This is a genomic window from Nocardia arthritidis (genome assembly GCF_011801145.1).
In the GTDB taxonomy this organism is placed as follows: domain Bacteria; phylum Actinomycetota; class Actinomycetes; order Mycobacteriales; family Mycobacteriaceae; genus Nocardia; species Nocardia arthritidis_A.
The window spans coordinates 6,698,729-6,718,927 of record NZ_CP046172.1; the positions used below are offsets into that span (position 1 = coordinate 6,698,729).

Annotated in this window: 18 protein-coding genes; 8 read left to right on the plus strand and 10 right to left on the minus strand. The window is 67.3% G+C overall.

The genetic code is table 11. From position 1 onward, the window contains the following. Positions 1–10 precede the first annotated feature (10 nt). The 4 genes from F5544_RS30345 to F5544_RS30360 all read left to right on the plus strand — a co-directional run bounded on the left by F5544_RS30345 (position 11) and on the right by F5544_RS30360 (position 3,116). Positions 11–610: a histidine phosphatase family protein gene (locus tag F5544_RS30345; RefSeq protein WP_167476348.1), complete on the plus strand. Its 600-nt coding sequence runs from the start codon at positions 11–13 to the stop codon at positions 608–610. Between the two features lie 273 nt (positions 611–883). After that, entirely contained in the window at positions 884–1,075 is a 192-nt protein-coding gene (locus F5544_RS30350; protein WP_167471240.1) for a hypothetical protein, read from the plus strand. A 390-nt stretch (positions 1,076–1,465) separates the two neighbouring features. Further along, positions 1,466–2,329, plus strand: a complete 864-nt coding sequence (locus F5544_RS30355) for an SDR family oxidoreductase (RefSeq protein ID WP_238846742.1) — start codon at positions 1,466–1,468, stop codon at positions 2,327–2,329. A gap of 10 nt (positions 2,330–2,339) precedes the next feature. After that, positions 2,340–3,116, plus strand: a complete 777-nt coding sequence (locus F5544_RS30360) for a helix-turn-helix domain-containing protein (protein ID WP_167476349.1) — start codon at positions 2,340–2,342, stop codon at positions 3,114–3,116. Positions 3,117–3,237: 121 nt separating this feature from the next. Here the strand turns inward: F5544_RS30360 and F5544_RS30365 are convergent, their stop codons facing one another. Then, positions 3,238–4,383, minus strand: a complete 1,146-nt coding sequence (locus tag F5544_RS30365) for an acyl-CoA dehydrogenase family protein (RefSeq protein ID WP_167476350.1) — start codon at positions 4,381–4,383, stop codon at positions 3,238–3,240. 176 nt (positions 4,384–4,559) lie between these two features. Next, the gene (locus F5544_RS30370; protein ID WP_167479580.1) at positions 4,560–5,564 is read right to left on the minus strand and encodes an alpha/beta hydrolase; all 1,005 of its coding nucleotides are present in this window, start codon (positions 5,562–5,564) and stop codon (positions 4,560–4,562) included. Between the two features lie 245 nt (positions 5,565–5,809). Between F5544_RS30370 and F5544_RS30375 the strand changes: the two genes are divergently transcribed. Next, positions 5,810–6,682, plus strand: a complete 873-nt coding sequence (locus F5544_RS30375; RefSeq protein WP_167476351.1) for an alpha/beta fold hydrolase — start codon at positions 5,810–5,812, stop codon at positions 6,680–6,682. 381 nt (positions 6,683–7,063) lie between these two features. Here F5544_RS30375 and F5544_RS30380 read toward each other — a convergent pair whose 3' ends face one another. From F5544_RS30380 to F5544_RS30405, 6 genes are all read right to left on the minus strand, one after another. Beyond that, positions 7,064–7,948: a lysophospholipid acyltransferase family protein gene (locus tag F5544_RS30380; RefSeq protein ID WP_167476352.1), complete on the minus strand. Its 885-nt coding sequence runs from the start codon at positions 7,946–7,948 to the stop codon at positions 7,064–7,066. A gap of 1,127 nt (positions 7,949–9,075) precedes the next feature. After that, positions 9,076–10,503 carry a GTPase HflX gene (gene hflX, locus F5544_RS30385; protein ID WP_167479581.1) on the minus strand — a complete coding sequence of 476 codons (1,428 nt, stop codon included), beginning with the start codon at positions 10,501–10,503 and terminating at the stop codon, positions 9,076–9,078. Positions 10,504–10,874: 371 nt separating this feature from the next. Continuing rightward, on the minus strand, positions 10,875–11,813 hold the full coding sequence (gene dapF / locus F5544_RS30390) for a diaminopimelate epimerase (RefSeq protein WP_174867446.1): 939 nt from the start codon (positions 11,811–11,813) through the stop codon (positions 10,875–10,877). Further along, positions 11,810–12,646 carry a TrmH family RNA methyltransferase gene (locus F5544_RS30395; protein ID WP_167476353.1) on the minus strand — a complete coding sequence of 279 codons (837 nt, stop codon included), beginning with the start codon at positions 12,644–12,646 and terminating at the stop codon, positions 11,810–11,812. Before F5544_RS30395 ends, dapF begins: the two co-directional genes overlap by 4 nt. After that, positions 12,643–13,596, minus strand: a complete 954-nt coding sequence (miaA, locus tag F5544_RS30400) for a tRNA (adenosine(37)-N6)-dimethylallyltransferase MiaA (RefSeq protein ID WP_167476354.1) — start codon at positions 13,594–13,596, stop codon at positions 12,643–12,645. The genes F5544_RS30395 and miaA overlap by 4 nt, the downstream gene beginning before the upstream one ends. Then, positions 13,593–14,366, minus strand: coding sequence for a hypothetical protein (locus F5544_RS30405; RefSeq protein ID WP_428847079.1), 774 nt, complete (start codon positions 14,364–14,366; stop codon positions 13,593–13,595). Before F5544_RS30405 ends, miaA begins: the two co-directional genes overlap by 4 nt. Positions 14,367–14,659: 293 nt before the next feature. Between F5544_RS30405 and F5544_RS30410 the strand changes: the two genes are divergently transcribed. The 3 genes from F5544_RS30410 to F5544_RS30420 are packed head-to-tail and all read left to right on the plus strand — an operon-like array spanning position 14,660 to position 17,523. Then, positions 14,660–16,039, plus strand: a complete 1,380-nt coding sequence (locus tag F5544_RS30410; RefSeq protein WP_167476355.1) for a DUF349 domain-containing protein — start codon at positions 14,660–14,662, stop codon at positions 16,037–16,039. Between the two features lie 9 nt (positions 16,040–16,048). After that, positions 16,049–16,789 carry a TetR/AcrR family transcriptional regulator gene (locus F5544_RS30415; protein ID WP_167476356.1) on the plus strand — a complete coding sequence of 247 codons (741 nt, stop codon included), beginning with the start codon at positions 16,049–16,051 and terminating at the stop codon, positions 16,787–16,789. After that, entirely contained in the window at positions 16,786–17,523 is a 738-nt protein-coding gene (locus F5544_RS30420; RefSeq protein WP_167476357.1) for an FAD-dependent oxidoreductase, read from the plus strand. Before F5544_RS30415 ends, F5544_RS30420 begins: the two co-directional genes overlap by 4 nt. A gap of 3 nt (positions 17,524–17,526) precedes the next feature. Here F5544_RS30420 and F5544_RS30425 read toward each other — a convergent pair whose 3' ends face one another. Together F5544_RS30425 and miaB are read right to left on the minus strand one after the other, a co-directional pair. After that, a complete protein-coding gene (locus F5544_RS30425; protein WP_167476358.1) occupies positions 17,527–18,105 on the minus strand; it encodes an Rv2732c family membrane protein in 579 nt (192 codons plus the stop codon). Between the two features lie 315 nt (positions 18,106–18,420). Then, the gene (gene miaB, locus F5544_RS30430; RefSeq protein ID WP_167476359.1) at positions 18,421–19,989 is read right to left on the minus strand and encodes a tRNA (N6-isopentenyl adenosine(37)-C2)-methylthiotransferase MiaB; all 1,569 of its coding nucleotides are present in this window, start codon (positions 19,987–19,989) and stop codon (positions 18,421–18,423) included. Positions 19,990–20,199: the final 210 nt, after the last annotated feature.

Genomic DNA, 20,199 nt, shown 5'->3' on the forward strand with positions numbered 1-20,199 from the left:
GAACTCCCCCATGGCAATTCGACATCTCTATCTCGCACGCCACGGCGCGGCCGACGCCTTCGGTCAACTCACCGAACAGGGCCACCGCCAGGCGGGCCTGCTCGGCAGACGCCTCGCCGAAATCCCCGCCGACGCCGTGTGGCACTCGCCGCTACCCCGCGCCGCCGCCACCGCACATGAGCTGGCCCGCCACCTACCGAATGTGCCCGTCGCCGAAGCGGCCGAACTGGTCGACCACATCCCCTACGTCCCCACCGCCGCCGAAACTCCGCCCTCCTGGCGAGGATTCTTCGACGGCTACGACGAGGCCGAAGCCGCTTCCGGCCGACGGCTCGCCGAGTCCCTCATCGCCCGCTTCGCATCAGTCCCCAACTCCCCCAACGATATCCACGAAATCCTTATCACCCACGCCTACCCGATCGCCTGGCTGATCCGCCACGCCCTCGACGCACCCCCATCCCGCTGGCTCGGCCTCGAAAGCGCCAACACCGCACTCACCATCATCGAATACCGCCCCCACCTCCCCCCAACCCTGGTCATGTACAACGACATGACCCACCTCCCCGCCGCACTCCGCTGGACCGGCTTCCCCAACGCCCGACGCCCATGAAACCCGTTGCGCCCCAGGGCTGGACCCGCACCGATTACACGATGTTCGAGGTGGCAATCTGTCAGTGCAAGGGCGATTGCCCACTGCCGTACAGGAGGGACTACCGCGCGGCCGGTAACGGGTAGCCGAGTACCGCGGCGGCCGAGCGGGTAACGTCGGCATCAATCGAACACGATCTTCGGCCGTCACGCAGGTGCAGCGGGTCGTGATCGAGTATCGGCCCTCGATCGCAGGCACCAGGCGTTCGGTCGGGGCTACCCGCGAGGAGTCTTCATGGCATCGGTCCGAACCAGCTGTTTCATCGATCCGGCAATACCGTTCGCGGATGTTCGTGCCGCTGAGAAGGCGGCCCATCTCGAACGGAACGCGCTGGCCGCGAGGACGACCGCTGTCCACGCGCGCGACGCTGCCGAGTGCGTGCAACTGCTGGCCATGCTCGGCCTCGATTTGTCCGAATTGAAATAACGGACGAAGGACACCCCTAGCGGCTTTTCAGGCGGATCGCCCGGAAGCGCAGCCGGAGCCACACGAAACCGATATGCGACAACAACCGAGAAAGAGCGAGAACAACTTTCGCCGCACGTCGAGCCCGAGTGAACCGTACGGGCGCGCTGTCTTCCCGACCGGCGCGCGGTCGGTGGCGCTGAACCCTGGGCGTGGTTCGTCGGTCCCCTCCTCCTGATCGGCCGACGAACCATCGGCCCGACCCCGCTGCCCAGCATGGTTTTTCGTTTGTTGGGAAGTCAATTGTGTTGGGTCTTAATATCTTTAAGACCCGAGGCGGGGGCCGGGTGCCGACGCAGCCGATAGTCTGCGATCAGAGATCGTTGACACCGGGTGTGATTGGGGCGTGTTGTGCGTTTGAATGGACCGAGTCAGCTGCTGGCAGGTAAAACCGTGCTCGTCACCGGCGCGAGCCGCGGAATCGGTAGGGCGATCGCGGTGCGGTGTGGCGCGGAGGGCGCGAATGTGGTGCTGGTGGCGCGGACCGATCAACCGCATCCGAAGGTTCCCGGCACAATTCATACGGCGGCCGCGCAGGTGCAGGCCGCGTTCGCGAGTTACGTCCAGGGCGTGCTACCGCTGGTCGGCGATGTGCGCGACGACAAAGAGATGACCGCGGTGGTGGAACAAGCCGTCGACCGGTTCGGCGGTATCGACATCCTGGTGAACGCCGCCGCCGTCCTCTACCAGGCCCCCGCCCGTCGGATGCGGATGCTGGAATACGACTACATGGCCGACATCAATTCCCGTGGCGTGGTGTTGATGTCGACGCTGTGTCTGCCCGCTCTGATGGTGTCGGCGCAGGCGGGGCGTAATCCGCACATCCTGAACTTTTCGCCGCCGATCAATGTGAATCCGGATTGGATCGCCCCGTCCTTGGGGTATGCGATCAGCAAATACGCCGCCTCGTTGGCGACGATCGGGATGGCCGCCGACCTCCGCGATTACGGAATCTCGGTCAATTCGTTGTGGCCGCGGACGACCATCGATACGGCAGCGGTACGCAACGTCGTCGGCGGCTCGGAAATGACGGCGACCTCACGGACCACCGATATCTGCACCGACGCCGCGATGATGATCCTGACCAGCCCCGAATTGACCGGTCAATGTCTGCTCGACGAGCCGGTGCTCACCGCGCACGGTGTCACCGATTTCGACCGGTACAGCGTCACCCCCGGCACCGAGTTGTCGCGCCACCTCTTCGTCGACGCATAAGCGGGCCACGGTGATACAGAAACCCGATGACGAATCGAGCCGGGTACCCGATCTGGCGTTCTGGATGCGCTATCAGCGTGAGGCCGAGGGACTTTCGCGGGAGACGTTGGCCGCTCGGGCCAAGGTGTCCAAACACCTGCTGTACTTGTGGGAGCAGAAAGGCAAAACGCATAAGCCGTCGGACCAGACATTGCTCGCCTGGCTCAAAGGGACTTTGGGCGAGATGTGGCGTTGGCCGAAGGCCGTGGATTTGGTCAACCCGATACTGTCGGATCTTCGTTGGGCCTTGCCGACCGAGGTAACCCCCGACGAGAAACTACAGGTGGATCGAGTACTCGACCCGATGGCGCTACACGACGCCGCATTCGACCTGTACTACGCGAACGAGGCGTGGTGGCGGGTGTGGCCGGGACTGCGCCGTCCCACTCCTGATCAGCACAGACGCCCGAACCTGCTCGAATACATCGCGACCCATCCGATGGCCGAAGAAGTGTGCCGAAACCACGATCATCGGGGCGGTGTCATGGTCGATGCATTCAGAACCGTTGCGCCCGGCCGTATTTCGTGGGAGCGGATCAAGGAGATCGACTCGGTGCTGCAAGGTTCGAAGAACTATCAGCGATGGAGCAAGGTCCGAGCCACCGACGCCGAAATCAACGACCAGACATTGATTTTGCGAAACCCGGACACGATGCAGTTCGAGGAACGCAAAGTGGTTGCGGTAACACCGAAATACCCGCCGCGCCGGTGGGACTATTTGTGGCTGCCGCTGACCAGCCCGAGCTGATATCCATCGGCCCGGACACCGGTCCGCGCCGGAAGTCCTTCTCGGACCCCACGAACCGGCCCGATTTCGGATCCACGGGATGCGGACGCGACAACGGCCGCATCCCGGAAACCGCCTCCTATCAGGACAGTTTCAGTGAACGACCGATGATCTCCTTCATGATTTCGGTGGTGCCGCCGTAGATGGTTTGGACGCGGGCGTCCATGTAGGCCTTGGCGATCGGGTATTCCTTCATGTATCCGTAGCCGCCGTGCAGTTGTAGGCAGCGGTCGATGAGGTCGAGTTGTTCCTCGGTGCTCCACCATTTGGCCATGGCGGCGTCTTCGACGGACAGTTTGCCCGCGTTGAGGTCCTCGATGAAGCGGTCGACGAGCACGCGCACCGCGGTGGTCTTGGTGGCGAGTTCGGCCAGCACGAAACGCGTGTTCTGCAGTGCGCCAATGGGTTTGCCGAAGGCTTTGCGGTCGCGCACGTATTGGACGGTCATGTCGAGGCAGGCCTCCATGGCGGCGGCGGCCATGACGGCGATCGAAAGCCGTTCCTGCGGAAGGTTGTTCATCAGGTGGACGAAGCCCATGCCCTCGGTGCCGAGCAGGTTCTTACCGGGCACCCGGACGTCGGTGAAGCTGAGCTCGGCGGTGTCCTGCGCCTTCAGCCCGAGTTTGTCGAGGTTGCGGCCGCGTTCGAAGCCGGGCATCCCGCGCTCGACGACGAGCAGGCTGAAGCCCATCGCGCCCTTTTCCGGATCGGTTTGCGCGACAACGATAACGATGTCGGAGTTGATGCCGTTGGTGATGAAGGTCTTGGCGCCGTTGAGGATCCAGTCGTCGCCGTCCTTGACCGCGCGGGTCTTGATGCCCTGCAGATCCGAGCCGGTGCCGGGTTCGGTCATCGCGATCGCGGTGATGATCTCGCCGGAGCAGAAACCGGGCAGCCAACGCTGCTTCTGTTCCTCATTGCACAGTCCGAGCAGGTACGGCGCGATGACATCGTTGTGCAGCGCGAAACCGAGCCCGGAGTATTGGCCGCGCACCGACTCCTCGGCGACGATCGCGTTGTAGCGGAAGTCCTCGACACCGCCGCCGCCGAACTCCTCCGGAACGGCCATGCCGAGGAACCCTTGTTTACCTGCCTCCAGCCAGACGTCACGGTCGACGATGCCCTGCTCCTCCCACTGCGCGTGATTGGGCGCGACATGCTGATCGAGAAACTTGCGGAACGATTCCCGGAACAGCAGATGCTCGGGTTCGAACAGGGTGCGCTCCACGCCTACCTCCTAGTGCCAACCGTGGCCGGTACCCACCGACCCGTCGTTGCCACATACGGTACCCGGAATGAGAATGACAGTTCACTTCTGGTCGGCGATTCATTGTCTCACCTGGACCGGCGGCGTGGGGTGTGTGACCCGATCGAGATTCTCGGCTCAGGTGACCGTTCGGTAACCTACAGTCCCAGCCCGCGGGCCAGCACCGGCCACGAGGCCACCAGAGCGTCCTGCCAGTAACCCCACGAGTGGGTGCCGGTGGGCTGGAAATCGTAGGTGGCCGCAATGCCGAGCTGGTTCAGCTTGGTCTGCATGTTGTGCGCGCAGTAGTCGGCCGCGTATTCGAGGACACCACCCACGGCCAGCTGATTGACCAGCCCGCCGGGGCCGGGCAGCGCGTATTTCCCGTTCAACGTGTCGTACTGGCCCGGCAGCCCGGTGCCGTTGGAGATGAACAGGTCGACACCGCGCAGCTGGTCGGCGTGCACATAGGGATCGTTCGCCGCCCACATCGGATCCCCTTGCGGCCCATACATATTCACGGAGTTGCCGCCGCCGGTGGCGACCACGGCATTGACGAAGTTGTAGCCGACCGGATCGCTGATCTGCGCGCAGCCGCTGTAGGCGGCGGCCGCCTTGAACAGTCCGGGTTTGGCGATGGGCAGTTGCAGCACCGAGGTGCCCGCCATGGACAGCCCCGCGATGGCATTGCGCCCATCGGTGCCGAAGGCGCCATCGATCAGCGGCGGCAATTCCTCGGTGAAGAACGTCTTCCATTTGTTGACGCCGAGCACCGGATCCGTTGCGCGCCAGTCGGTGTAGTAGCTCCACGCCCCACCCACCGGCTGCACGACGTTGACGTCCTTGCCCGCCAGGAATTGCAATACCGAGGTCTGCTTCTGCCAGGTCGCCGAATCCTCCCCGCCGCCGGCGCCGGACAGCAGATACAGCGCGGGACGCGGCGCCGAGGCATCGGCGGGGCGTTGCACGTCGACCCGCACGTTCTTATTCATCGCCGCCGAATACACCTGTAGTCGGACGGTTCGATCGTTGACGACGGTGAAGTCGGCGATGCGTGACCCGTCGGCGGATCGCGAATCGGCGAGCGGCGCACCAGAGGCAATAACCGGATCGCCCGGGGCGGCAGCGCTCGCCGCGCCACCCGTCGCCGCCGCACCGGTCATGAGGACCGTTATCGCACCGGATACTGCCGCTATCTTTCGCCGCACTCGCACGCAAGCCACGGTAGCCAGATGTAACTGAGAATTTGCCAGCTAATATTAAGTGACCGTTCAGGTTGCCCGAAAGCCGTTCGGACACAAGCGGGATCGCCATGGCCGCGCGGCTCGCATGATCTGGGCTTCCGCATCGAACCGGGCAAACCGCCGATGACCGATGAATTTTCGAGACGGAGATCGTCGATACGAATATGACCACAACGCACACCCTCCGGACCGCAGAGGCCGAACTCGTCTACGACATCCACGGCCCGCTCCCCACCGCCGACGGCCGCCCGCCGCTGTTCATGATCGGCCAACCCATGTGCGCGGACGGTTTCGCCGCCCTTATCTCGTACCTTCCCGATCGCACCGTGATCACCTACGATCCGCGCGGCCTCGGCCGCAGTACCCGCAGCGACGGCCGGACGGACAACACGCCCACCGTGCAGGCCGAGGATGTGCACGCCATCATCGAGGCGCTCGGCGCCGGACCGGTCGAGATGTTCGCGAGCAGCGGTGGCGCGGTCACCTCACTCGCACTCGTCGCGGCCCATCCCGGCGATGTGACAACGCTTGTCGCGCACGAACCGCCGATCTTCGGCGTACTGCCCGACGCCGCCGCGGCCGAACGCGCCTCGAACGCCGTCGGCGAGGCTTACGCGGCAAAGGGTTCCGGCGCGGGTATGGCCGCGTTCATCGCGATGACCATGTGGCAGGGCGAATTCACCGAGGCATATTTCGAACAGCCGCTGCCCGATCCCGCCCAGTTCGGCATGCCGACCGAGGACGACGGATCGCGCGACGACCCGTTGTTGTCCGGCACGTCCGCCGCGGTCACCGCGTACCGGCCCGATCCGGCCGCCTTGGCCGCCGCGCCGACCCGGGTGGTGATAGCGGTCGGTGAGGAGTCCGCGAACGTCGTCACCGGCCGCACCGCCGTCGCGACCGCCGAACTGCTCGGCCAACAGGTGACCGTTTTCCCGAGTCACCACGGTGGTTTCCTCGGCGGCGACCACGGATACCCAGGCCAGCCCGAAGCTTTCGCGCACCGGCTGCGGGAGGTGCTCGACGCGAAGGACTGAGCCCGACTCCGGCATCGCCGCAGCGGCAACCGATCTGGAGTAGTGCGTGATGTCCAGCTCTGAGCGACAAGCTCTTTCGATCTGAAGGATGTCACTCGGAGTTGGACGACCTCATCGGCGTCTCGGTTACACGGACTACCCGTGACGGGATTGCGCCTATCGCTGCCGGGCCGCGACATCGATCAGCGGCGGCAATTCCTCGGTGACGGACGCCTTCCACTTGTTGATACCGGGCACCGGATCCGTTGCGCGCCAGCGATGGACAGCTGCACGCATGCTCGGCGTGGAGTGCTCCTCGCCCCGGCCGACGGACTGCATGCGGTAATGAGTGAGTAGAGCGCCAGATCCGTGCTCAGCGAGTGAGTAGAGCGCCGAATCCGCTCAGCGCGGCAGCAACTCGCGCAGACGGCCCGCCAGCGTGCGCCCCGCATCCCGCTCGCGCTCGGCGAATAGGAAACGCAGCTCCTCCTCCAACTCCTTGCGCACCACATCGCGCAATTCCGTTGCGGCCTTGTGCATATCGTCGGCGTCGCGCCACGGCGCCGGATCGATCGGCGCGCCGAAGGAGAAATAGAAGCGTTCCGGGCGCGGGATGAGGGTCGGGCCGAGCCCGCGGATGAGCGGCGGGGTGAGTTCACGCCGCAGCCCCATCGCCTCGACGGTCCAGCGCAGCGGCCGCAGCACCGGGTGATCGCCGTCGACCACGATGTCGTACGCGTCGTCGACGCCGATCATGGCGACCGGCACGATCGGCGCACCCGCCTCGATCGCCATGTGCGCGAAGCCCGTTCGCCCCTCCCACTTGAGCGCGTACTTCTCGTTCTTGCGCCGCACCGCCTCCCGGCCGCCGCCGGGGAAGACCAGCACCGCCTCGCCCTGCCGCAGCAGCGCCATGCAGTTGCGGCGATTACCGCGCACCGAACCGAAGCGGTGCAGCAGGTGCCGCACACCTGGTGTCGCGATCAGCACGTTCTCCGCGAGCCCGCGAATCAGCCTGCCGCGCCTGCGCAATACCTCCGGCCAGAGCAGGGGTGCGTCGATGCCGCCCATCAGATTGTGATTTCCGACCAGCAGCGCCGGACCCTCGACCGGAATGTTCTCGATTCCGTAGAACCGCGGACTCGTCCACGCGCGCAGCGGCGCCAGCAGGGTTTCGATGAACCGGATATCACCGTCGGTGAGCGAAACCGAAAGCGGCGCACCATCACTCAGCGATGGTTCGGCATGGCCGGGCCGCGGATCGGCCACGGAGTGATCGTGCGACATGACACCCTCCTGCTGTCGATCCGACGATAGCGTAACGAAATCGACTGCGCCGCATCGCATGTGAGCTGGAACACGTTAAATGCCGGTGACATTCCGGTGTGCGGGGGAGCAAGCACGGGCTTCGCGTCCGGCGAGGTGGTTCGAATCACACTGAGCGTTTCTGGGTCCGCGTGGGGATCGGGTACGTCGGCACCGGCGGGGAGAAATCGGTACGTCAGGTTTGTGGTTGCGCTGCTACGACGACGGAATCGCCCGAGGTGGGTGCGAGGTTGCGTTGGCATGCGGCGGTGACGGTTTCGCACCACGGGCGGGAGGAATCGGTACGTCGGGTGTGTGGTTGCGCTGCAACGACGACGGAATCGCCCGAGGTGGGTGCGGGGTTGCGTCGGCAGGCGGCGGTGGCGGTTTCGCACCACGGATGACGCTACGGCGTGTCGGACGACACGAGCTGCCATCGTCGGCGTGTCACGACGTGTCCCGGTGCCGCCGCCCCCCGTCTTCGAACCGAACATTCGGTATACGGGGTGTCCGGTTGGTGGACGGGGTTCGGGACCGATCACCTACGCACACAAAGATAGCCACGAAGTCGCCAGCGGTCTGGGTCGGGTTGTGGTTGTTGTCTAACTCTGAGCGACAACAACGGATGCGAGCCTGAATTGTCGCTCCGAGTTAGACAACAACTACCTTGCGCGACTCACACCATGTTCTCCTGCGCAAACATTCAGCTTTCCCATGCTGACGATTACAAGCGCGAAAAGCTGAAACCTACGCGGGAACAACGCCATCCGTGGTGCGTAACCGCCGCACCGCTCGCAACGCAACCCCGCACCCACCTCGGGCGATTCCGTCGTCGTAGCGGCGCGGCCACGCTCTCGACGCACCGACACCTCCCCACCGAAGCGGAGCCCGCAACGCCACCGACCAACGCAACCCCGCGCTCACCTCGGGCGATTCCGTCGTCGTAGCGGCGCGGCCACCCACTCGCCGCACCGACACCTCCCCATTCAAGCGGAGCCCGGAACGCCACCTACCGGCGTACCTCAGCCGCAATCTCAGGCGATCCCATCGTCGTAGCGGCGCAACCGAACGTACCGATCACGCCGAACGTACCGATCACGCCAACGGATTCACGCTTGTGCCGCAGCGCCACCCGCGTGCGCGTACTCGGCAAGCGCCGCCGCCAGCGCATGCGGCACCCGCGCGTGCACCCGGGCACCGCCTTCCTCATGCGTCGAGCTCACGATGCGCCCGTCGGCGTGGATGCGGGCGAGCAGGTCGCCGCGGCTGTACGGGAGCAGCACGCTGATCTCCACGTCGAGTCCGCCGAGCAGGTCGCCGAGCCGGGCGCGCAGGGCATCGATGCCCGCGCCGGTGTGCGCGGAAACGAAGGCGGCGTCCGGAAGCTGGGCCTGCAACCTGGTCAGCTCCATCGGGGCGATCGCGTCGATCTTGTTGACCACCAACAGTTCCGGCGGAGCCGGCAGCTTCGACTGCTTGATGACGTCGGTGATGACCTCGCGGACCGCCTTGATCTGTTCGGCGGGCAGCGGATCGGATCCGTCGACCACGTGCAGCAGCAGGTCGGCGCCGGTCACCTCCTCCAGGGTGGAGCGGAACGCCTCGACCAGCTGGGTGGGCAGGTGCCGCACGAATCCGACGGTGTCGGTGAACACCACCTCGCGGCCGTCGTCCAGCGCGGCCCGACGGGTGGTCGGGTCCAGGGTGGCGAACAGCGCGTCCTGCACCAGCACACCGGATCCGGTGAGCGCGTTCATCAGGCTCGATTTGCCCGCATTGGTGTAGCCGACGATGGCCACTGAAGGGATGCCGCTGGAGTTGCGGCGCGAACGCATCGTGTCGCGCGCGGTCTTCATCTCCCGGATCTCGCGGCGCAGCTTGGCCATTCGCTCGCGAATGCGCCGACGATCGGTTTCGATCTTGGTCTCACCGGGACCACGCAGACCGACACCGCCGTTGCTGCCCGCGCGGCCACCGGCCTGCCGGGACATGGACTCACCCCAACCGCGCAGCCGCGGCAGCATGTACTCCATCTGTGCCAGCGCGACCTGCGCCTTGCCCTCGCGGGAGGTGGCGTGCTGGGCGAAGATGTCCAGGATCAGCGCGGTCCGGTCGATCACCTTGACCTTGACCACCTTTTCCAGCGCGGTCAACTGCGCCGGGGTCAGCTCACCGTCGCAGATGACGGTGTCGGCACCGGTTTCCAGCACCACCGCCCGCAGCTCATCGGCCTTGCCGGAACCGATATAGGTGGCCGGGTCCGGCTTATCCCTGCGCTGGATCAAACCCTCCAACACCTGCGAACCGGCGGTCTCGGCGAGCAGCGCGAGCTCGGTCATGCTCGCATCCGCCTGGGCGGCCGTGCCCGTGGTCCAAACACCAACCAGCACAACGCGTTCCAGACGCAGCTGCCGGTACTCGACCTCGGTGACGTCGGCGAGTTCGGTGGACAGCCCCGCGACTCGACGCAGCGACGTGCGCTCCTCGAGCTGCAACTCGCCCGCGGTGGGCTCGGCGCTCCAGCCGTTGCGGGCCATTCGCGCCTTATGCTCCGCCACCACATCGGTGGCGTCGTCGAACACGGCGTCATCGGCGGTCACGTCGATTTCGCTCGCGTCCGCCGAAGTAATGTCATACGTCTCTGATTTCCTCATACATCCTCAATGCTGCCACGCGGCAGCCATTCGTCGCATCCGGATATCCGCCCCGGCGCGGCGACCGTCATCCGGCAACGGCCTGCTCGCATCAGCACAACGAACGACCGGCCGCCGCCGGTTCCTGTCCTCGAAGTCGGGACGTGGAGGCGCCGGATGGGACAGACCTCGCCGCGAGCGACCGGTACGTGGGCCGCCAAGCGACAGCTCAGCAATCCCGAAACGCGCGAAAACGCAATTGCCCGCGCATACCTCTACTGCGCGGACCACCAGGCCGAGGCGATGCGACCGCTGGCGACCAGCACCGACGGGCCGCGCATCCACGCCTCCCCGTTCGCGAGCCGCACCCGCAGCCGACCGCCCGGCACGCGAACGGTGACCTCCCCGGTGTCCTCGCCGATCCGGAATCCCTCGTGCGCCAGCGCCGCCGCGGCCGCGGCGACCGTCCCCGTCCCACAGGAACGCGTTTCGCCGACGCCGCGCTCGTACACCCGCATATCGACGCCGCCATCCGCGTCGAGCGCGGTGAGGATTTCGACGTTCACCCCGTTGGGAAACAGATCCGGATCGAATCCGGGCGCGACGGTCAGATCCAGTTTGGCCAGTCCTTCGGCGGACATTCCCGGATCGACGCAAGCCAGATGCGGATTGCCGACATCGATCCCGATGCCCGGGTATCCCCAGCCCCCGATGGTGGCGGTGGATTTGCCGAGCTCGCCGACCCGACCCATCCCGACGGTGACCTCGCCGTTCACCGCGTCGCTCGCGTGCACGGTGACCGGACGCGCGCCCCCGCGGCTGCCGACCACGTATTCGTCCCGGGATTCGCGCCCGGTAGCGGCCAAATAGTGCGCGAACACCCGGACCCCGTTACCGCACATCTCCGCGATCGAACCGTCCGCGTTGCGGTAATCCATGAACCAGTCGTCCGCGCCGATACCGGCCGGGATCGCGTCCAGCACACCGGCTTCCAGCAACGCACCGGCGCGCGCCACCCGCAGCACACCGTCGGCGCCGAGCCCGCGCTGCCGGTCGCACAGCGCGGCGACCCGCTCCGGCGTCAGCTCCAGCCGCAGGTCCTCGTCGGGCAGCACCACGAAGTCGTTCTGGGTGCCATGGCCTTTGGTGAACTCGATATCCAGCACGCCTGCATCCTCCCAGTCGATTCGCGCCCGCGCCGCGCCCGGGTTCATCTGGCAAACGTCCGGCGCTGCCGGGAAATTTCGTAGAGCGCGGCGGCGGCCGCGGACGGCGCGCCCAGTGAGCTCGCGGTGCCGCCCATCGGGATGTGCACCGTATCGTCGCAGGCCTGCAGCCAGGCCGCGCTCATTCCGCTGGTCTCGTTGCCGATGACCAGGATGGTCGCCTCGGTGAGGTCATGGTCGTAGATCGCCCGCGCACCCTTTTCGTCGGTTCCGACGATGCGCGTCGAGATGCCGCGCGCGACCTGGCGATCCCGGAATTCGAGCACCTGCGCCGGACCCGCGGCCCGCAGCACCGGCACCGCGAACAGCGATCCGGTCGAGGCGCGCACCGCCTGCGGGTCGTACTGGTCCGCGCCGTGCCCGGTGACGATCACCCCGCAGGCCCCGAACGCGTCGGCGGACCGGATCAGGGTGCCGAGGTTGCCCGGCGAATTGGGCCGGTCGAATACGACGACAACAGGCGCGTCTTCACCGGGCTCCCCCGGTTCGAAGGTCTCCAGCGCCGGATCCCGCGTCATTGCGACTGCCACCAATTCCGGTGTGCCCGTTGCCTTTTCGCCGAGTTCGGCCATCAACTCGGGCACCAGGCCGACGGCGGGAACGCCGCTGGTGTCGAGCAGTTCGCGGGCCCAGCCGGATAGATCGGGCGCACCGAGCCGGTACAGCAGCGTCTCCAGCGGCCAGCCGTTGGCGACCGCCTGGTTGATCGGACGCACGCCCTGCACCAGGAAGCGGCCGTCGCGGTGGCGTTTACCGCGATTGTTCAGATAGGCCTGCCACACCTGGACCGATGCGTTGCGAGTACTGACACGTCTGGTCACTGTGGGGTCCGTTCCATCTCGTCGAGCATTTGCAGCGCCGCGTCCACCAGCCGAGGGTCGGCGCCGTCCACCCAGCGCACCCGCGGATCCCGGCGGAACCACGAGCGCTGCCGCCGGACATAGCGCCGGGTGCCGATCAGGGTGCGTTCCTGCGCATGACTCAGGTCGTATTCGTTGTCCAGGTAGGCCAGGACTTGTGCGTAGCCGATGGCGCGCCGCGCGGTCTGCCCGTCGCGCAGGCCGTGCGCAAGCAACCCGCGCACCTCGTCGACCAATCCGCCGTCGAACATGGCGGCGGTGCGCAGCCCGATCCTGGCGTCCAGCTCCGAGGTATCCCGGTCGACGCCGATAATCCTTGTCCCCCACCGTGGTTCGCCGATCGCCGGAGCAGACGCGGCGAACGGCTTACCGGTGATCTCGACCACCTCCAGCGCGCGCACCATCCGGCGGCCGTCGGTGGGCAGAATCGTGGCCGCGGCAACCGGATCCGCGGCGCGCAGCGCCTCGTGCACCGCGGCGACGCCGCCGTCGGCCAGCACCGCCTCCCACCGCGCGCGCACCTGCGGATCGGTCGCCGGGAACTCCCAATCATCCAGCAGCGCTTGCACATACATCATCGAACCACCGACGATGACCGGCGTGCGCCCGCGGGCCATGATGCCGGTGACGTCCGCGGCGGCGGCCGCCTGATACGCGGCGACGCTGGCGGTTTCGGTCACCTCGAGCACGTCGAGCTGGTGGTGCGGAATGCCGCGGCGTTCGGCCACCGTGAGTTTCGCGGTGCCGACGTCCATCCCGCGATACAGCTGCATCGCATCGATATTCACGATCTCGCCGTCGAGCCGTTCGGCCAGCGCGAGCCCGAGCTCCGATTTGCCGGTCGCGGTGGGCCCGACGACGGCGACCGGCCGGATCGCGGATGATCGTTGCGCGGGAACAGGATTCGTCATACCGCGCCACCTTCCGCATCGGGACGCCAGACCGCGACGTCGTAGCCGACGCCGAAAGGCGCGTCCTGGTAAAGGGTTTCGATCGCGGGCGGGCGCGCGTCGGCGGCGAACAGTCCCGCCAGCACCTGGTACGCGGCCCGGCCGGACAGCATCAATTCGTCGCAGAGAGTGGGATCGAGCGTGGCGAGCGCACCGAGATCGCCGATGGCCAAGGCCCGGTCGAGCGCCGCCTGCGCCGCGGCCGCTCGTTCGTCCAGATAGCCGGGCGCCTTCAACGACAGGGTCGCCGCGCCGTCGCCGAGTACGAGCACTCCCGACGGCTCGGGCGCGCGATCGAGTTCGGCACGCAGCGCGCTACCGATCGACGCGCAGCGCGCGGCCTCGGTATCGGCGGCGATGATCCGCACCGTCACCGTCGCATCAGGCGCGACAACACCGCGCAACCACCCCGCTATCAACGCTGGCAGCGGTAGCTCCGGATCCGGCGTCGCGCCGAGGGCCCGAGCCGAAAGCCCGGCCCGCACATCCGCGCCGAAGCCGCGAAACGTGCCGAGCGCATCCGGTCCGAGCACCTGATCGGCCGCGCCGACGCCGATCGCCGTCCACTCGCGCAGCCCGGCGAGCGCCTGCGCCGCGGTGAGCGCGGCGGCGCGCAGCCGGGCCGGACCGTCCGTCTCGGGGGCCGCACCGCAGAGTTCGGGTACCAGTATCGGCGGCGACGGGACCAGGGCGGCAACGGAGAACACGCCGTAACCGTAGTCGTTTGCCACGACGGTGATACGCGCCACTGGTACCCGGGCATCCGGCCCACCGCGGTCGCACGCCGCGCACCCGGCCCGCCGCGCATACCGCCCGGACCTGCGGGGTTCGAGTGTCTATGCCGCAAACTCGGCCGACATTGATAGTGTTCGAAGTGCTACATCCCAGGTCATCGCGGGTCGAGTTGTGTAAGTATCCGCTCTGGGAGGGCGCCGATCGATGGTTTGTAGGGCTCAAACCGGGTTCAATGGGATGAGCTAGGGCGTAACCAGGCAGCCGTGACGCGCGGCAGGGACGAGGAGCTATGACCGACAGCAACGGAACCGCGAAGGCCACCCCCGGCACGGCACCGCGACCGTCCGGCGCGCCGAAGCCCGGTGGCTCGACACCCCGCCCGCCCAAACCGCATGCGGCGAAACCGACGCCGGGCCCGGCGCAGCCACATCCACATCCGGTGGTCGTCCCGACCGTCAGCGATCCGAGCCTGTGGGGCCGGGTCGACGAGGACGGTACCGCGTGGGTGAAAACGGCCGATGGCGAACGCGTTGTCGGTTCCTGGCAGGCTGGTGACGCCGCCGAGGGTCTCGCGCATTTCGGCCGCCGCTTCGACGATCTGGCCACCGAGGTCGCCCTGCTGGAGGCGCGGCTGGCCGCGGGCGCCGATGCCCGTAAGACCAGGGCCGCCGCCACCCAACTCGCCGAATCCCTGCCGACCGCCGCCGTCATCGGCGATATCGACGGGCTGGCCCAGCGGCTGGCCGCGATAGCCGAACACTCCGAGGAGGCGGCCGCGCACGCCAAGGAGGAGAAGGAGCGGACCCGCCACGAGCACACCGAGCGCAAGGAGGCGCTGGCCGCCGAGGCGGAGAAGATCGCCGCCGAATCCACCCAGTGGAAGGCCGCGGGCGATCGGCTGCGCGAAATCCTGGACGAGTGGAAATCCATTCGCGGCGTCGACCGCAAGGTGGACGATGCGCTGTGGAAGCGGTACTCCAAGGCCCGTGAGGCGTTCAACCGCAGGCGCGGTGCGCATTTCGCCGAGCTGGACCGGGAGCGTGCGGCCGCGAAGACGCGCAAGGAGGAGCTGTGCGCCCGCGCGGAGGAGCTGTCCGGCTCCACCGACTGGGTCGGCACCGCGGGCGTCTTCCGCGATCTGCTCGCGGAGTGGAAGGCGGCGGGCCGGGCCCCGCGCGAGGCCGACGAGGCGCTGTGGCGACGGTTCAAGAGCGCGCAGGACGTGTTCTTCGCGGCGCGCAACGCCGCGGTATCCGAACGCGACGCCGAATTCGAGCACAACGCGACGGCCAAGGAAGAACTGCTGCGCGCGTACGAGAACATCGACCCGTCCGCCGATCTGGACACCGCCCGCGCCCAGCTGCGCGAGCTGCAGGACCGGTGGGACGCGATCGGCAAGGTGCCGCGCGAGCGCATGCAGGAACTCGAGAGCAAGCTGCGCGGCATCGAGAAGCGGGTCCGCGACGCGGTCGACGCGCAGTGGCGGCGCACCGATCCGGAGGCGGTGGCCCGCGCGGCCCAATTCCGCGAGCGGGTGGCGCAATTCGAGGAGCAGGCCGCGAAAGCCCAAGCGGCGGGCAACAAGCGGGATGCGGAGAAGGCGCTCGAGCAGGCCAAGCAGTGGCGTGAATGGGCGGAGGCGGCGGAGGGGGCCGTCAGCAACCGCTGACCCACGCGCATGTCGACGCATCGAGGTCCGGGCCGGCCGGTCGATCTCGCCAAGCGCGACGCGATCCTGGCCGCGGCGCGAGCCGAATTCCTCGACAAGGGTTTCGAGCGCGCGACCATGGATGCCGTCGCCGCGGGCGCCGGAGTTTCCAAGCGGACGGTGTTCGGCCATTTCGGCGACAAGGTGTCCTTGCTGGAGGCCATCGTCGAGGGTGAGGCGAGCAGGCTCGAACATGCCGTGCTCGGCACCGACGACCTGCCCGATCCGGTCGCCCAGCTCACGCGATGCGGCGAGGCGCTGATCGCACTGCTGGTGAGCCCCGACATCCTGGCCTTCGACCGGATTTTCGCGTTCGAGCCGTACCGGGGCAGCGACCTGGTCCGCCGGTTCTTCGCCGCGGGGCCGCAGCGTGGCCGAACCGTGGTGATTCGCCTCGTCGGACGGGCCGCCGAGCTCGGGATCATCCGAACCGATGACGTCGAGCGAGCCGCCGACGATCTGTTGGCGCTCTGGCTGGGCGGGACGTGGCGCGAGGAGATCACACTCGGCCTGTGCCAGAGCCCGACCGGCCTGACAGTCGCACTCGCCCTGGAGAAGACCACCGAATCGACCGATACCCAGCTCACGATCCTCGACCGCAACCGCGGCATGACGGACTATCCCGGTGTCGAATACGGCATTCAGCCCAGGGCCTGCCACGCGCTGAATCGCTCGCCGAGGGCTATCCATCCGATCCGCGCACACCGGTGACCTTTCCGGCGATAGCCAACGGCGGCACCGTCCAATTCACCAAGGGCAGATTCGCCACCAACGCGTTCTTTCCGCTCGGCAGGCACCGGCTGGCCATCGCGCTCGGCTTCGACCATCCGACCAGGGCCCGGCTGTTCGATGAGCACGGACTCGCACCGGACACACCGTGGACCGCGATCCCCGCGGCGACCAAGTACGCGCTCGCCCGGACGCTCGCCGAGAACACGCCGATCCACGGTGGGCTGCTGACACGGTCGCTGGAACTGATCGACGACTGGGACAACCCGCGGATCTACCTGTGGCCGATGCGCGACAGCAACCCGCTGCCGCACCCGTACGTCGAGGACCGCAATCTCGTGCTGCTCGGCGACTCCTGCCACGCCTTCCTACCGACCATCGGGATGGGCGCCAGCCTGGCGATCGAGGATGCCGAGCGGCTCGGCTCACGACTCGGTGCGTACCTGCGCCGCGCCCACCCGACGCCCGGTCATCTCGCCGCCGCCGTCTTCGAGCCCTGGGCCAAGCAGCGCAGGCCGGTGTGGAACCACCTCATGGGCCGGGCGCGCGTCGCGGCGGCTCGCAATTGGGTTGCGCAGCACGAGAACCCGCGATTCGAGGCGGTCCCCTACGTCCCGTTCAGCCCGTACATTCCGGCTCGGATCGGCTCGGCGGTCTTCGACGCGGCCGGAAAGTTGCGGCACCGATTGCGCCGGGTCCAGCCCCGACCGCGCTGAAGTTCACTCGCCGGAGAGTCGGCGGCGGTCCCGCTCCTCGGCCTGCGCCGCCGCGATTCTGCGCTGCTCCTCCGCCTCCAGCTGCAGCATCGTGCGGCTCCACACCACGCGGACCCAGTGGAAGGTCAGCACGATGACGGCGATGGCCCCCAGGATCAGACCGATACCCGGCCCGGCGCCGTGATAGTTGTTGATACCCGGCGTCTGCCGATGCCAAATGGACAGCACGCCGAATACGCTCGCGATCGACGACCCCGCGACCGCGATCCAGGCCAGCACCCAGCGCCGGGTCATCAGCGCCAGCAGCGAGAAACCGATCGCGAAGATCGTGGTGAACCAGACGAAGACCTTCGACGGCAACCCGATGTGCTCGGCGTGCGACGCATCGGTATTGAGCAGCACATCGAAGCCGCGTGCGGCACCCGCGTGCGGCAACACCAGCGAGATCAGCAGCACGAACACCGCGCCCGCCACCACCATGGCGCGCGCGCCGGGATCGATCTCACCGGCGATGCGGCGCTCGACATCGTCGATCTCCTGGCGGAAGCTCTCGAAGTCGTTGCTGTGCTCGACCGAGTTCACGGAGCCCTCGTTTCGTTCGGCTGGTTCGTTATCAGCCACTGTGCCATCCGCGCTATCCGCCGCCGCACCCGACCCACTACGACCAGTAGTAGCACCGGCCGTCGGATCGGGTTCCGGATCTGCCGCGCGATCGTCGGGTGTCGGATTCGTACCGTCGGTCATCACGTCACCTCCTGTGTCGTGCGATTCCCGCACGGCGGCTCGACCATTTCCGCCTACCGGGCGGATCCCCGGCCAGCGTAGTCCGCTCGGTCACCGGTCCGATCGGCCGACCCGAAGTCCGTGGCGCACAACGGAACCCGGCCCGAACCATGATCAGACGTCGCAACCCGTCGAGCAGCCCGCGGCGGCCGGTTCCGGAGCGGGCGCGCCGATGCGCGGCAGCCCGAGCCCGACGCCGATCGGCGCGGTCTTCGGCGTGACACCGGCCTCGTGCGCGTCACCGGCCCTGGTGCGCCGGTGCGTTTTGACGACCGAATCCGCGATCAGGTGATGCGGTGCGGCATCGGTGATGTCGACGGTGATCACATCGCCGGGCCGGATCGGCTCGGCGGTGCCGCCGGGCCGGAAGTGCACCAGCCTGCCGTCGCGCGCCCGGCCGCTCATCCGCGCGGTGGCCGCGTTCTTCTTGCCCGCGCCCTCGGCGACAAGCAGTTCCACCTCGCTGCCGATCAGCGCGCGATTGGCGTCGAGCGAGATCTCCTCCTGCAGCGCGATCAGCCGGTCGTACCGCTCCTGCACCACCTCTTTGGGCAGCTGGTCGGGCATTTCGGCGGCGGGGGTGCCGGGCCGCTTGGAGTACTGGAAGGTGTACGCGCTGGTGAACCGCGCCTGCCGGACCACGTCCAGGGTCTCCTGGAAATCGGCCTCGGTCTCGCCCGGGAACCCGACGATGATGTCGGTGGTGATGGCCGCGTGCGGCATTGCGGCCCTTACCTTTTCGATAATGCCCAGATACCGCGACCTACGGTACGAGCGGCGCATCGCCTTGAGCACCCGATCGGATCCGGACTGCAGCGGCATATGCAGCTGCGGGCAGATGTTCGGGGTCTGCGCCATCGCCTCGATGACGTCGTCGGTGAATTCGGCCGGATGCGGCGAGGTGAACCGGACCCGCTCCAGCCCGTCGATATTCCCGCAGGCGCGCAACAGCTTCGCGAAGGCGCCGCGGTCGCGTTCCTCGGTGGGATCGGCGAAGGACACCCCGTAGGAGTTCACGTTCTGCCCGAGCAGCGTCACCTCGATGACGCCCTGGTCGACCAGCGCTTGCACCTCGGCGAGGATGTCACCCGGCCTGCGATCGACCTCCTTGCCGCGCAGCGACGGCACGATGCAGAAGGTGCAGGTGTTGTTGCAGCCCACCGAAATCGACACCCAGCCCGCGTACGCGGACTCCCGCTTGGCGGGCAGCGTCGACGGGAACGCCTCCAGCGATTCCAGGATCTCCACCTGCGCCTCGGCATTGTGCCGCGCACGTTCCAGCAGCACCGGCAGCGAGCCGATGTTGTGCGTGCCGAACACCACATCCACCCACGGCGCCTTGCGCACCACGGTGTCGCGATCCTTCTGCGCCAGGCAACCGCCGACCGCGATCTGCATACCGGGGCGCCCGGCCTTCACCGGCGCGAGGTGGCCGAGGGTGCCGTACAACTTGTTGTCGGCGTTCTCGCGCACCGCACAGGTGTTGAAGACGACCAGGTCGGCCGTCGCGCCCGGCGCGGCCTTCACATAGCCCGCATCCTCGAGCAAGCCGGACAAGCGCTCGGAATCGTGCACGTTCATCTGGCAACCGAAGGTGCGGACCTCGTAACTGCGTGTCCGCGCCACCGCGGTTCCGCTCGAATCCACCACCCGTACAGAGTACGGGGGTGCGTCCCGCGCCATTGCGCCGCATCGGCCGCCCGCGAGTGGGAAGATCGCGGCGTGCCGCCAAAACTTTGGGCTACGGGACGATCCGCGGATGTGATCGATCGCTCCCGCGCACCGGCCGCGTCCCGCCGGGATCGCACATAAGCCCAGGTCCAACCCGCATATCAACTAGTACGGCAGGTTACGGGCATGTGACGTTCACCGCGTTCGGTGACGAATCAATGA

Coding starts and splice junctions, on each gene's coding strand:
- F5544_RS30415 (WP_167476356.1), top strand. CDS start 16,049: ATGTCGACGCATCGAGGTCCGGGCCGGCCGGTCGATCTCGCCAAGCGC.
- hflX (WP_167479581.1), bottom strand. CDS start 10,503: ATGGCCCGCAACGGCTGGAGCGCCGAGCCCACCGCGGGCGAGTTGCAG.
- F5544_RS30375 (WP_167476351.1), top strand. CDS start 5,810: ATGACCACAACGCACACCCTCCGGACCGCAGAGGCCGAACTCGTCTAC.
- F5544_RS30370 (WP_167479580.1), bottom strand. CDS start 5,564: ATGACCGGTGCGGCGGCGACGGGTGGCGCGGCGAGCGCTGCCGCCCCG.
- miaA (WP_167476354.1), bottom strand. CDS start 13,596: ATGACGAATCCTGTTCCCGCGCAACGATCATCCGCGATCCGGCCGGTC.
- F5544_RS30380 (WP_167476352.1), bottom strand. CDS start 7,948: ATGTCGCACGATCACTCCGTGGCCGATCCGCGGCCCGGCCATGCCGAA.
- F5544_RS30345 (WP_167476348.1), top strand. CDS start 11: ATGGCAATTCGACATCTCTATCTCGCACGCCACGGCGCGGCCGACGCC.
- F5544_RS30350 (WP_167471240.1), top strand. CDS start 884: ATGGCATCGGTCCGAACCAGCTGTTTCATCGATCCGGCAATACCGTTC.
- F5544_RS30410 (WP_167476355.1), top strand. CDS start 14,660: ATGACCGACAGCAACGGAACCGCGAAGGCCACCCCCGGCACGGCACCG.
- miaB (WP_167476359.1), bottom strand. CDS start 19,989: ATGGCGCGGGACGCACCCCCGTACTCTGTACGGGTGGTGGATTCGAGC.
- dapF (WP_174867446.1), bottom strand. CDS start 11,813: ATGAACCCGGGCGCGGCGCGGGCGCGAATCGACTGGGAGGATGCAGGC.